Here is a 12644-nt window from a genome sequence, read left to right as displayed (position 1 = left end):
TTGAAAAGGGATTGGGTAATAAACCCAATCCTTTTTCAATACCAATTAAAATGGAGCATTCAACTGGCTATCCTGTTTATATTGTTTTTGATACTTTTTATTGAACTGAAGGATGTAGTTCGCACAAAGGCATACCTCTAAGATGAGCAGGCATGGAACAGCCCAAATACCAATCGTAATAATTATTTTTTGAATGGCGGATAGCGCAGACAAGCCAGGAGCTAGCATGTATGTGAAAGTAAAAAACATACCAAACGTAAAAACCCTGCTCCACTGGCTTAGATCATAAATAAAGATTGCCTTTTTTAACCCCAAGGATTTCATTCGCTTATACATTCGATAGATTTCGATCGACTCAACAATTACAAAAATAGTGGCTACACATAGCCATATCGCGATGATTACCTGTTCATTTACTGATTGAGATCGAATACAAGCAAGACCCGTGATGGACAAAGCACCATGGAGAATACAATTGGTGTTATTCCAGTCCTTTTCAATCGACCACGAGGACGATTTCATAAGGTAACGCTTCACGATGATAACCGCACTAATTAAATAGAAGCACAACCCGAGTAGGATAAAGAAATGGTCAACGGTGATGGGTATCTTTTTGTAAACGGAACTCATGACAAGCACTAAGGATTGTGTACTGACGGTCGTTAAGAGCAGGATGCCGTGAACTTTTTCGTTGAGCCTTTTGCTATTTAATTCGAAAAATGCTTGAATGCATATGAGGACATAAAAAAACCAAAGGCCAAAATTAAAATAGGATATGATTTTGGCAATTAGTGCCCATTCGGTAAACTGCTTTGCTATTAAAATTGTACAAATTGAGGTCCCCGCCACCCATGTCCCGATTCCAAACCGATTGATTGGATTGGAATAATGGATTTCCCTAAACTTTTTGTTAAAAAAAGTCATGAGGATAGAAAAGGAAAAAGAGCTCCATAAAGCGAAATTGATGACACTGAGAATTTTTTCAAGGGAATGAATTCCGAAAAAGTTAGAAAGTACTCCCTGTGTGATAATTCCAAGCGACATAACAGCTGCCATTGTCGATGTAGGGACATATATTTTTTTCAAAAGAAAAAATCCAATAAGGCTTGTGCACAGAAGGATAAAAATAAAAAAATATAACACTATTATCACCTTAGAAATATTTATAAGTTCACCTAATTGTAACATTTATAGATTGATTTTTTAATTGCTCAATGGATTTTATTTAAATATGATGGAACGCTGGGTTTGGAATTTAGTCAGCATGAAAAATGTGGTAGGATAGTTTTAGGAATTGATTTTTGAAACAAATGGGAAGGGAGAGTTTTAATATGTTGCAGCGACCAAATGAAAATGAATTTCCAGCTTATTATCAACCTTATATTCAGTTAGTTCCTGAAGGTGAACTTTTGCAGGTGCTAAAAGATGATCTCCAAGAAACAATCGCTCTTTTCGCAGGGATTTCCGAGGAAGATAGTTATTTTCGGTATGCTGAAAACAAATGGAGCCTAAAAGAAGTACTTTGTCATATAACAGATACGGAGAGAATCATGAGCTACCGCCTGCTGCGAGTGGGCCGAGGTGACGAGACTTCTTTAGCCGGATTTGATGAGAATGATTATATAAAAGGCGCACAAATTGAGAGGCTGCCATTAAAAAATATTCTTGACGATTTTATAGCAACACGAAGAGCCACCATCAGTCTCATTCAAAATATGACAGAAACAGCGTGGGAAAATAACGGATTTGCCAACAACATGCCCATCACCACTCGTGCCATCGCCTACATCATCGCCGGCCACGCCATCCACCACAAAAAAATCGTAAAAGAAAGATACGGTGCCTGACACCGTTCGTGGACAAATGGCTAAATTTGTCCGTGTGTAGTGGACACACTCATTTTCAAGTTTTTTTATTATTTATTATTTTTTCGTTGCGAACATTTGTTCTAGATTATATAATTTATTTATGGGCAATAATAGGATTTGTGTTTCTTCATTGCTTTGATAAAAATCAATGAACTAATCTTTGCTCATAGCAAAATAAAAAAATATGAATAAACCGGGAGATGATTGATTAATGACCGTACGTTTAATTCCTTATTTAGTGATGAATGGTAATGCAAAAGAAGCAATCCAATTTTATCAGAACGCATTGGATGCCCAAGTTCTCTTTACACAATCTTTTGGTGAAATGCCGGAAAACCCGGACTTTCCTCTTCCTGCGGAAGCAAAGGATCTGGTCTCACATGCAACAATAAAAGTTGGTGAAACGGAACTAATGTTTTCTGATACGTTTCCTGGTCAGCCGCATCAAAGCGGATCACAGGTTACAATCTGCGTTACAACCGACAATGCGGAACAAGCAAAAAAATTCTTTGATGCTTTATCGGACAACGGTCAGGTGACCATGCCGCTCCAAGAAACTTTTTTTAGTCCTGCATACGGCAATGTAATCGACAAGTTTGGTGTCCACTTCCAAATCTTCACGGAAGGCAAACAACATTAAAAAAATCGCATCTAGTGATACATAAAAAACAAGAAAGTCCCCTGCCAAAAAGGGGACTTTCTTGTTTAGAATATCTAACCCACTTACCCCATTTTCCTCTTGGCTGCAGCGGGCTGATATTTCCGCATTGGTCCAAATTCAAGGACTTCCTGTAAATAGAGATTCCCATTAGGACTTGTTTTCTTGAGCAGTTCCATCAAGTATGTAATATCGTCCATTGCTCTATGTGTTTGGTAATTAGTGATATTATGCGATTGTAAAAGTGTTAAAAGCTTTCCATTTGCGAAGCCATAGTTTTTCCAAGGAATATTCCGCATCGTGCAATACCATTTCTGGTCATTCACCTCTGGGTACATCCTAACCAAAAAACTGCGGTCAAAAGAGGCGTTATGGGCTAAAATGGAGTCTGCACGGTGGAAATAGGTTTTTATTTTCTCATCATAAAAGCTTTTCCCTCTGACGGAATCGTAGGGGATACCATGAACCCTAAAGGCCCGCTCATAATTGTTCAGAGCGGTACTGGACAACGGCTCACGCAAAAAAGAATCTTCCTCAAGAACATCCAAAATCTCTCCAGTATCATCCCGATAAGAAAATAATTTTAAAGCAAGTTCAATCACTTCATCTGTAGTAGGTCCTAAACCAGTTGTTTCTACATCGACTAACAATCCTAATTTTTGGATACTGTGCAAATTTATCACCTTTTATCTGTAATCTTATCCCTATTATAACAAAGCCTATCTTACCTTCCTATTTCCAAATTAAGCAAAGAAAAGACAGTGGGAACCAAGTGATTGAAAAAAACATATCTTAATAGTAAATACATGGTGAAAGTCCGTGGCACCCATATGCCACGGACAGATTGTAAATTCGGAATTATTTATTGATCCATCTTGTCTGTTTAACAGAAGATGGATTATTTTTTGCTGTTTTCCGCCTTAATAAGCAAATGCTCAGAAGTCTTCTTTCCATTACGGCAATTGAATCGTTTTGATATGCTCTAAGTTCCGATACACCGTTTCCCTTTCCGCTGTAACAATCGTCATTTTGTTATTTCGAACCTTTTGAAGCAGGCCGATTTTTTCCGGATGGTCACCGCCATCTAAAATAACCATTTGGTTTTCTAATTTTTTCATCTGTTCTTCAAAGGTCCTGGCCAAAGGAGCAGCTGCGGGCATTAGCGGAATACTTTCTTTACTTAAATTATATGGCGTAGCATTTTCAGGATATGGAATCAGCCACTTTACATGCTGCATGGAAATAAACATCGTTTTGTAAGCGGGCGAATGAAAGACAAAGTAGTCATTCATAATACTGGTTAAATAACCATGGATGGATTTGTTACCAGTCACATAAACCTGTACAAACCGTCCTTTTGCATTGTTTAATGTTTTACGAAAAGAGATGGATTGTGTATCGATTTCAATAGGTTTTTCTGAAGGGGGGCCTTCAAAATCATACTCCTCGATCATGATTTCTTTTAATCTCTGAATATGAACAACTGGAATGTAGAGGAAGGATTGTGTTCTGCCATCATAGATCACAATGATGTCCAGCCCGGAATCGACAAGAACCCCAATATGGAAACAGCCTCCGGAAATTTCAACTTCGATACTTTTTCCTAATAATTCATTAAAATCATTCATAATGATCCTCCTTTTTCCTACTGACGATTATGATTGAAGTGCTCCTCCAAAAATCCACGAAACCCAATAATATAGGACTACTAATGTGAATAATACAGCAGGAGGAATGACGACACCTGTGATTTTTACATACTCCCACCATGTGATTCGCACTTTTCCTTTTCTGATGATATGCATCCACATCAACGTCGCCAAGGTTCCCATTGGGAGCAGCAAGGATCCCATATCACTGCCAATGACATTCGCAAGATAGGAAACTTTCAAAGTAAGCGTGTCCAATCCCATATTGGTTAATGTTAAAGTTCCTACCATTAAGGCAGGATGGTTATTGAAGATATTGGAGAGGACCGATAAAAGCACGCCCATCATAACACTTGCATGCAGCAGACTTCCGGAGACAATCGGGCGCATAAATCCAACCAGCCATTCGGTTAAGCCAATATTATGGAGACCGTAAATGATCACATACATGCTAAATGCAAAAATGATGATATACCAAGGTGTCTTTTTCAACATATCGGTAGGGGACACCTTTAAATACATCCATCTCCAGCCCAAGAGAACAAGTGAGCCAAAAACAGCCATTACTGAGACGGGAATGGAAAAGAACGAAGCGACAAATAAGCTGACTCGGACAGCAAACACGAATAAAAGAACGTTTCGCATAAAACGGGAGCGCTGCTTTTCCGTTTTATATAACGGCCCCGGTTTTAGTGGATGATAGGATGGAAATGACAGCCCTGTAACTTTTGTCGGGACAGTCTTTGGCAGGATTTTATAAAATCTTAGAAACAGCAGCCCTACGAGAAATAGCAGTCCAAGTGTGGCTGGGACAAACATCATCGCGGTATGCATATATAACGACATATCAACGATTTTTAACGCAATTAGATTCACAATATTACTTACCCCAATCGGCGCACTCGATGCAGTCGCAATCAAGCCTCCAGAAAGTAAATAAGGAATCTTTTGGTGATTTTTTAACCCCATATTATTGAGTAACATGACTAGAATAGGGGTGGTAATTAGGATACTTCCATCATTGTTGAAAAAAAGTGTCATGAGAAAACATAAAAGGTTGACGTACCAGAATAAACGAATTCCGGAACCCTTTGCTTTGGCAGCGAGCTTCTCCGCCACCCAGTGGAAAAATCCAAAGCTCTCGAGAACAATCGCCATGACGATCGTGGCCATAATTGTAATCGCGGCACCACTGATTGTTTCGGTGATGATTCCAAGGTCGGAAAGTGTGACACTTCCGCTTAATAACACAAGGATCGCGCCAATCGTGGCCGGAATCGCTTCGTTGATTCCCTTAGGCCTCCAGAGAATGAAAACCAGTGTAACGACAAATGTGAGAATGGTCATCCAAACATTCGGTTGAAGAAACATGTCTTTCCCCTTTCAAACTAGTTCGTAATTCATGATGTTTCATGAGACGACCTCCCTCCTCGGATGAATACTACGCTATTGTCCCCCCCTTCCATCTATCCCTACAGCCAGGATGTACTTTATGTATATGTATCACGATAAAGACAAGCTTGGGTTTATACCCGTTATTTCGACAAATCCGCAAGACACCATAAACGTTTGTCCAAACAAAAAGTGACAGGCACCATGTGAAGAATTCACATGGTGCCTGTCACCGTTCGTGGACTTTTTGCCCAATTTGTCCGTGTGTAATGGACACTTAAACGAAGAATTAATCCTCCATTCCAGCGAGGAAGGCCCTTATTATGATAAGCAGGCTTTCATCTGCATTCAATGCCATTTTAAAGCCTCCTCTTTGTTCTAATGAAGAAAAGCCGTGGAGGATGCTGCGTAAGCCCCTTACGGCATGAATTGCCCGGTCTCCCTCTAAATCATAAGCCTGTAGCACCCGGAGAGTAAGCTCGACGATTTTCGCTCCTGTCTGTTGAACTTCCTCATCATCCGGGTCTGGAGCCATTAATGTTGCTTCATAAACTCCGGGGTGTCTTCTGGCAAACTGAACATATGCTTTACTTAATGCAATGACAGCTTTATCCCCCGATACTCCAATCGCCGCCTCAGCCAAATCGCCATAAAGCTGATTTAGCCCATAAATGGCGAGTTCCTTCCGTAGTCCCAGCAGCCCATCAAAATGGTTATACAGGGAAGGCGGCCGGATATTTAATTTTTTTGCCAGATTCGCCAAGGTGACCTCTACTGATCCATGTTGGTCAGCGATTTCCCCTGCCGCTTCAAGAATCGTTGTTAAATCAAGTCCTACTTTCGGTCTGGGTGACATTTGCTTATGCTCCTTTTCTTACTTTTCTCTCAAAATTCCCAATAGCTTGTTCCATTGCTTCTACAGGATTCTCGATCATTTCTCCATGCCCGACAGCAAGCAGTGCTGGTCGGAACCCCGCTAATTTCTTTGCACTTGCTAATGATGTTGATTTACTCCACGTTCCAAAAGCAGGGAAAGGAAACCAAGGCTTTAGATCTCCTGCGACCGCGACGCCCCCTCTTGTTTGGAATGCATCCCCTGCAATTAACGCATTGGTTCTTTTATCTAAAAAGGACATCGACCCGGGCGTATGTCCTGGTGATGCGATTGCGGTCAAAGAACCAACCTGATCTCCATCTTTCAATAATACATTGGCCCGTGTTTGTAAATTTTTCGGAACGCCGCCTTTAATTGGGGTAGGGTCTTCATGTTGATCCAGCGAACGGTCGCCATTCATTAATCGGTGATCCCTTACTGAAATATACACTGGGACATCTGGAAATTCTGCTTTGATTATATCAAGCGCTCCAACGTGATCCTCATGGGCATGGGTTAAAACAATTTTAGTAATCGGCTTGCCAATTCGATTCGCTGCTTGAAGAATCCCCTTTGCACTAAAGGAAAGAGCCGCATCGACAAGGGTTAAGCCCTCTTCCTCCTCCACCAAATAGCAATTCACAGGAAAAACCTTGGCCATGAACGTTACTTGATACAAAAAATCGTTTTTGATCATTCTCATTATGATCATCCCCTTAACTAATGTTATTAGTTTTACAATAACTAATAATATTAGTTTTATCAAGGGTATAATGAAAAAAATTATAAAAAAACCTCACTTTCGGAATTCCATCCAAAGTGAGGTCTAAAATTTATAAACTATTATCTTCATTACCTTCTCCAAGAACATTTCTATTTTGATACCAATTTGTCACTTGTGTCAGGATGGCAAATACAAAGAAGAAATTCATCGCCCAGACGTTGATAAATGGAGTCATACCATCGAATTCAATCGTTTGATACCCTTTTAAATACATGACAATCAGTGATTCTAGAAACATTAAAATAAAACCAAGAACCCCTGCAACTGCTGCACGAATCAATACATTCCCCTCCATAATTTTCAAGGTATAAAATTCTAACAAAATTGTGACATCCCTAATGCAATTATATTCCAACAGCGTTTAAAAGCAATAGTCCGGAGGCTTACAAAAGCAAAACATCCTGCTTAAAAATTTTAAGAGGCAACACTTTTAAATGTGAAAAGGAGCGCTATCCTTATAGGAAAGCACTCCTTCTTTTTTTCTATATAAAAGAAACTTTAATTTTTAACAGGAAGTTTTTTATATCCATATAACCAGTCAATCATTTCAAATTCTTTTGTTTCTTTTTTTCTCTAAATGTTTGTTGCAGAGCAAAAAGGAAACTGGATTCTCTGCATGGATAATTTCTTCCCATGTACATGCATTTTTTTGTACCTTTGCTGTACGCGGAATTCGTTCTTCCTGATAAGCTGCAAATGCCTGCTCAAAGTTATCCCCATAAACCTTAAGCATGTCAGCTAAATAAGAAGCATCATCTAATGCTTGGCATCCTCCCTGCGCCAAGTATTGAAGCTCTTATTTTAGTTTGCATTCCATTCCTTAACAGTGTAAACAGATTCATTTTCTTGATTCATAGGATCTTTGTTTACAAGACTTTTGGCTTCTTCTAAGGAATCAGCAGTCACAACATAAGCTCCACCCGTTTGGTCTTCGAATCCGCCAGCGATGATTAACAATTGCTGTTCCCGCAAACTCTGTAAAAATTCCCGGTGAACTTGAATGTAATCGCCTGTGAAGGAAGGTTTTCTCTCAATCAAAACTAAATATTTTTTCATTTCTTCACCTCATTTTATTTATCTAATTAGATACCACCGTTCCCTATTTATATAATGTATTAATGACATTGTCAATATTATTAATAGAAAATACTTTCTGATAATTGAACTTTTGTTTGCCTGTGGGATATCATTAACCGCTATGCTAATATAGGGTAATAGAGCTCTGTAGGAGGATCATTATGGAAGTAACGAAAAAAGGAACGACAATTCAATCATTACAAATCGGAATGGGTATTGTGGATTTAATCTCCAAACAAGGAAGGCCGTTAAAATTTACAGATATCCAGGATTTAACACAAATTACGAAAAGTAATCTATATAAATACTTAAATACGTTCACACAATTAGGCATCCTGTATCGAAGCAAGGATACGGGGGAATATGTGTTGGGAAGTAAGTTAATCGAATACGGAATGGCAGCTGCGGATCACGAAAATGTTGTCGAACGGATCACACCTTTTCTGCAAGATATTAACGAGAAAAGTTCGAGTACGGTTCTATATTCTAGCTGGACACACAATGGCCCGATGATTGTTAAAGATATTAACATTAATCGTGGCTATAATATTGGAGCTCAGATAGGAACTTTCCTCCCTATTCATTCCTCAACCGGAAAAATATTCATGGCCTTTATGGATGGGCAAATGATTCATGATTGGAAAACAAAGGAGTTCATGCAACTTTCACCAGAAAAAGTTCGTCAGCTTGAAGAAGAACGTTACATAATCCAAGAAAAAGAAATATCCTTTGCAAGGGAACCGTTGGTTTCATCCGTATCCTCCGTTAGTTTCCCTGTATTTAACTATAAAAAGAGACTGCTTGGAGCCGTAACAATTGTAGGTTTTTCTCAGTTCATACCTGATCATGAAGAGGATGATCTAAGTCAATATTTAGTCCAAATCAGCAAAGAAATATCCGGCACTTTCGGATATAATTCTCTAGAGAAATTAAATAATTAGGTATTGATAAAAAGCGGGGAATCCCCGCTTTTTTTGTTTTATTATAAGATATTTTGGCCCTTTTAATTTACAGAAAATAATTAATATTAAAATTTCCATATTGAAAATCATTCAAATGTTGTTTATAATCCATAAATAGAGAACATTTTTCACTATTGGTACAGTGGAGGTGGTGTTTAATCGTTAACTAATAAATTTTTATAATTTCGTAAGCGTTGTCATCTAACTTTTTTGAAAATAGGGGGAAAAAATTTGGCAAAGATTAATTCAACAGAGGTTATCGCGAGTAGTAAATTTAACCGCTTTCATCTAATCCTACTTTTATGGAGTTTCTTCATCATTTCGTTTGATGGATATGATCTTGTTGTATATGGAACCGTCGTACCGACCCTAATTGAAAAATGGAATCTTACTCCTGTTGAAGCCGGAGCTATAGGAACCTATGGATTATTTGGTATGATGTTCGGTGCTATCCTGTTCGGAACACTTGCCGATCGGATTGGAAGAAAAAATGTTATTACCATTACCCTCCTTTTGTTTAGCTTATTTACATTTCTTTGCGGATTCGCACAAACACCAACTGTTTTCTCTACCTTTCGCTTTTTAGCTGGATTAGGACTTGGCGGGATTATGCCGAATGTCATTGCTTTATTAACGGATTATGCACCTAAAAAAATGAGAAGTATGATTGTATCCATCGTATTATGCGGCTATTCAGTCGGGGGGATTCTTGCTCCGCTATTAGGAATCTTTTTAATGCCTAAGTTTGGCTGGGAGGCCATTTTTTGGTTTGCGGGACTGCCTCTACTTCTTTTACCCTTTATGCATAAGCAATTGCCTGAAACAGCAAGTCACCTTATTCGCACTGGCAAGAAAGAAATATTAATCGCAACTCTTGCTAAAGTAAATCCTGGGTCCACGTTTCATTTGCATGATGAAATCGTAGAAGTAAAGACACAAGAAACAAAGGTTCCGATTATTGGATTATTTAAAGAAAAACGAGCAGTAAGTACTGTTATGTTTTGGGTTGCATTTTTCAGTTGTTTATTGATGGTTTACGGTTTAAATACTTGGCTTCCTAAATTAATGATCGAAGCAGGCTATGGACTAAATTCAAGTCTGGGCTTCCTGATTGCACTTCAAGGCGGTGCCATTATCGGAACACTTATTATTGGTCGACTTTGTGATCAATACGGTTCCAAAAAGATGCTTGTTCCGATGTACGCCTCTGGAGCAATTGCTTTAACATTACTAGGTTTTGGCGGGAGTACATTTTTAATCTACCTATTAGTAGCGATTGCGGGTGCTGCGACCATCGGTTCCCAAAATATTGTCCAAGCCTATGTTTCTCAGTACTATCCACCATATGTCAGGTCCACTGCTTTAGGAATGGCTTCTGGTATTGGCAGGATTGGCGGTATGGCTGGACCACTTTTAGGCGGATTCCTTTTGTCGATTTCATTACCGATTCATTTAAATTTCATAGCATTTGCTATCCCTGGATTAATTGCAGCCATTGCCCTTGCGGTTGTACCTGTTAAAAATGCGTATACGAATGAAATGGATAGCAATGTAGAATCGATTAAAAGCCAGGTTGATGTAGGATAACCCGCTAAAAAATTAGCGCCTTAAGCCCTAAGTTAGAAGTTTAACTTTGGCTAAAATTGGCGCTTGTTGCTGCAATCATTTCTCAGTGAAGGAATCTTCACAACTTCCACACAACTTCTCCCTTAGTTCTACACATGTATGTTTTAAGATAAGAGTAACTTAATTAAGGTTTTGGAACCTAAAAGTCCAAAAACTTCCCATAATTTTGATTGGTGGATTACACCAATCTCTTTTTTTTTGCATAATAAAAAACCTTGCTCAACACCGGCAAGGTTTTGCGTCATAATTCCGATTACAAAGTTTCATTTCCTTGTGAGTAAATCACTTTTGGCAGGATGTCATGTGCTGTATCATGGCTTGAAGATACCTTTAATGCACCGGCAAGAAATGCCCCGATGATCACGGTCACCAAGATTAATTTTTTTAACATATACATTCCCCTTTAGTTAATTTTCTTACGTGCGTCATTGGCTAAACGATAATATTCACTCGCTTTTTTATACTTTGTATCTTTAAAATAATAGTTCGCCAGTTTTTCCGAGCATTCCGTAACATAATGATATAATTGCACCTGTTCAAAATAGCGGATCGCTTCTAGAAGTAATTCTTCATATTGGCTGTTTTCCACTTGCTCAATCTCAAAATTTTGCAAATGGATATGGTAATGGTATTCATCAATTGGCACAGTTTTAAGCTTTGAAAGTGCTCGACCGCACCATACTCTTGCCTCCTGCTTATTTCCAAGATTCATATATTCCTTTGCCACTAAGTAATACGTACCTAAAAGCTCATGGTCAATAATGCCTTTTGAATCGAGAGCTGCCTGGAAATTTTGAAGTGCCTCCTCGGAACGATTCATACTGGAATATAAATAACCCAAATTGTGGTAAATGATTGAAGTCGAGTGATCATCCTTTAATTTTTGCGATAATTGCAAAGCCTTTTTTAAAAATCGTTCCGATTCATTGTAATTATGAACGCGTCGATGGTTGACCCCTAATAAAATAAGTGATTTTAGACTGCTTTCATTATCAAATTCCCTGCGGAAAGATTCTAAGGCCTTTTGAGTTAAAAGAATCGATTGAAAATATTGATAGATACTCGTACAGGCAAGGGCTTGGTTATAATAGATTCTTCCTTTTTCTACCTCTGTCACTTCGGGAAGATTAAACAAAAGAATCATATTCTCATTGCAAACCATCGCTTTTTGAAATTGTTCTTGAAGATAATAATAGATGCTTAAAAAATAATAGTAGTCAAAACGAAGATGCGGCCTGTCCTGTAAAAGCTCCGGGTATTTTTGAATTTTTTCGAGCAAGGTTCTGGAATGTTCGGTTTTTCCTGAAAAAACATAAAGGCCAAACAGATAGGTATCATACTTCATATGAACCTGCTGTGATTGACTCTTTTTTATGGCTTCCTTTAAGGACTCATTCATTTTTTCAGCTTCCGGAAATTGTTTGTTCTTTACTGCTAATTTAAATTGATCAATTTTTTTCAACAAGTCCCCATCAAAGCCTTCATCTAACGTTCCATCACCGAGTTCCAGTCTTTCACAGAGCAAACGAATAACTTCTTCACTCGCAGCAGCTGTTCCACTCTCAATTTTTGAAAGATAGGAGATGGCACAAATGCCCTCTGCCAGCTGTTTTTGCGTGATATTTTTCATTTTTCTAAAATAGCGAATCCGTTCTCCGATCAAATTCCTCGCTCCCTGCACCTCCAATTATATTAAGAATATTCTAATTTTTACAAACTAATAAGTCAAGTAGGACTGGCAAATTATTACCAGT

Annotated in this window: 15 protein-coding genes; 4 read left to right on the top strand and 11 right to left on the bottom strand. The window is 38.5% G+C overall.

The features are described from left to right. Nucleotides 1-45: 45 nt before the first annotated feature. On the bottom strand, nt 46-1086 hold the full coding sequence (locus ACFQZ9_RS21920) for a TDT family transporter (protein WP_498945397.1): 1041 nt from the start codon (nt 1084-1086) through the stop codon (nt 46-48). 245 nt (nt 1087-1331) lie between these two features. On the opposite strand from ACFQZ9_RS21920, the gene ACFQZ9_RS21915 reads away from it, so the two are divergent. Together ACFQZ9_RS21915 and ACFQZ9_RS21910 are read left to right on the top strand one after the other, a co-directional pair. Beyond that, nucleotides 1332-1847: a DinB family protein gene (locus ACFQZ9_RS21915; protein ID WP_498945395.1), complete on the top strand. Its 516-nt coding sequence runs from the start codon at nt 1332-1334 to the stop codon at nt 1845-1847. 232 nt (nt 1848-2079) lie between these two features. Beyond that, on the top strand, nt 2080-2508 hold the full coding sequence (locus tag ACFQZ9_RS21910) for a VOC family protein (protein WP_198311483.1): 429 nt from the start codon (nt 2080-2082) through the stop codon (nt 2506-2508). An 83-nt stretch (nt 2509-2591) separates the two neighbouring features. On the opposite strand, the gene ACFQZ9_RS21905 is transcribed toward ACFQZ9_RS21910, so the two are convergent. From ACFQZ9_RS21905 to ACFQZ9_RS21870, 8 genes are all read right to left on the bottom strand, one after another. Beyond that, on the bottom strand, nt 2592-3209 hold the full coding sequence (locus ACFQZ9_RS21905; RefSeq protein WP_498945394.1) for an exonuclease domain-containing protein: 618 nt from the start codon (nt 3207-3209) through the stop codon (nt 2592-2594). A gap of 270 nt (nt 3210-3479) precedes the next feature. Beyond that, complete coding sequence (locus ACFQZ9_RS21900; RefSeq protein WP_198311481.1) at nt 3480-4154, bottom strand: YwrJ family protein; 675 nt, start codon at nt 4152-4154, stop codon at nt 3480-3482. Between the two features lie 27 nt (nt 4155-4181). Next, nucleotides 4182-5546: an arsenic transporter gene (locus tag ACFQZ9_RS21895; protein WP_498945392.1), complete on the bottom strand. Its 1365-nt coding sequence runs from the start codon at nt 5544-5546 to the stop codon at nt 4182-4184. 310 nt (nt 5547-5856) lie between these two features. Then, nucleotides 5857-6423 carry a TetR-like C-terminal domain-containing protein gene (locus ACFQZ9_RS21890; protein ID WP_498945391.1) on the bottom strand — a complete coding sequence of 189 codons (567 nt, stop codon included), beginning with the start codon at nt 6421-6423 and terminating at the stop codon, nt 5857-5859. Between the two features lie 4 nt (nt 6424-6427). Further along, nucleotides 6428-7144: an MBL fold metallo-hydrolase gene (locus ACFQZ9_RS21885; RefSeq protein ID WP_498945390.1), complete on the bottom strand. Its 717-nt coding sequence runs from the start codon at nt 7142-7144 to the stop codon at nt 6428-6430. 130 nt (nt 7145-7274) lie between these two features. Further along, nucleotides 7275-7505, bottom strand: a complete 231-nt coding sequence (locus ACFQZ9_RS21880; protein WP_498945388.1) for a hypothetical protein — start codon at nt 7503-7505, stop codon at nt 7275-7277. 267 nt (nt 7506-7772) lie between these two features. Continuing rightward, entirely contained in the window at nt 7773-8009 is a 237-nt protein-coding gene (locus tag ACFQZ9_RS21875) for a hypothetical protein (protein ID WP_498945386.1), read from the bottom strand. Between the two features lie 17 nt (nt 8010-8026). Beyond that, entirely contained in the window at nt 8027-8281 is a 255-nt protein-coding gene (locus ACFQZ9_RS21870) for a YciI family protein (protein WP_498945384.1), read from the bottom strand. A gap of 182 nt (nt 8282-8463) precedes the next feature. Here ACFQZ9_RS21870 and ACFQZ9_RS21865 point away from each other — a divergent pair, with 182 nt between their 5' ends. Next, nucleotides 8464-9243 carry an IclR family transcriptional regulator gene (locus ACFQZ9_RS21865; protein ID WP_498945382.1) on the top strand — a complete coding sequence of 260 codons (780 nt, stop codon included), beginning with the start codon at nt 8464-8466 and terminating at the stop codon, nt 9241-9243. Nucleotides 9244-9495: 252 nt separating this feature from the next. Further along, complete coding sequence (locus tag ACFQZ9_RS21860; RefSeq protein WP_498945380.1) at nt 9496-10851, top strand: MFS transporter; 1356 nt, start codon at nt 9496-9498, stop codon at nt 10849-10851. A 292-nt stretch (nt 10852-11143) separates the two neighbouring features. Here the strand turns inward: ACFQZ9_RS21860 and ACFQZ9_RS21855 are convergent, their stop codons facing one another. Both ACFQZ9_RS21855 and ACFQZ9_RS21850 read right to left on the bottom strand, forming a co-directional pair. Next, on the bottom strand, nt 11144-11281 hold the full coding sequence (locus ACFQZ9_RS21855; protein ID WP_155925483.1) for a hypothetical protein: 138 nt from the start codon (nt 11279-11281) through the stop codon (nt 11144-11146). A 12-nt stretch (nt 11282-11293) separates the two neighbouring features. Next, on the bottom strand, nt 11294-12553 hold the full coding sequence (locus ACFQZ9_RS21850) for a helix-turn-helix domain-containing protein (protein ID WP_498945378.1): 1260 nt from the start codon (nt 12551-12553) through the stop codon (nt 11294-11296). Nucleotides 12554-12644 lie beyond the last annotated feature (91 nt).

Origin of the sequence: Neobacillus sp. GCM10027624, from assembly GCF_042675345.1 — a bacterium.
Taxonomy (GTDB): Bacteria; Bacillota; Bacilli; order Bacillales; family Cytobacillaceae; genus Neobacillus; species Neobacillus cucumis_D.
Note: the sequence above shows the minus strand (reverse complement) of the source record. Positions and strands in the feature narration are given on the sequence as shown.

Bases quoted from the DNA above. Each gene is read 5' to 3' on its own strand.
- ACFQZ9_RS21855 (WP_155925483.1), bottom strand. From the start codon at position 11,281: ATGTTAAAAAAATTAATCTTGGTGACCGTGATCATCGGGGCATTTCTT.
- ACFQZ9_RS21890 (WP_498945391.1), bottom strand. From the start codon at position 6,423: ATGTCACCCAGACCGAAAGTAGGACTTGATTTAACAACGATTCTTGAA.
- ACFQZ9_RS21915 (WP_498945395.1), top strand. From the start codon at position 1,332: ATGTTGCAGCGACCAAATGAAAATGAATTTCCAGCTTATTATCAACCT.
- ACFQZ9_RS21910 (WP_198311483.1), top strand. From the start codon at position 2,080: ATGACCGTACGTTTAATTCCTTATTTAGTGATGAATGGTAATGCAAAA.
- ACFQZ9_RS21870 (WP_498945384.1), bottom strand. From the start codon at position 8,281: ATGAAAAAATATTTAGTTTTGATTGAGAGAAAACCTTCCTTCACAGGC.
- ACFQZ9_RS21885 (WP_498945390.1), bottom strand. From the start codon at position 7,144: ATGAGAATGATCAAAAACGATTTTTTGTATCAAGTAACGTTCATGGCC.
- ACFQZ9_RS21900 (WP_198311481.1), bottom strand. From the start codon at position 4,154: ATGAATGATTTTAATGAATTATTAGGAAAAAGTATCGAAGTTGAAATT.
- ACFQZ9_RS21895 (WP_498945392.1), bottom strand. From the start codon at position 5,546: ATGTTTCTTCAACCGAATGTTTGGATGACCATTCTCACATTTGTCGTT.
- ACFQZ9_RS21865 (WP_498945382.1), top strand. From the start codon at position 8,464: ATGGAAGTAACGAAAAAAGGAACGACAATTCAATCATTACAAATCGGA.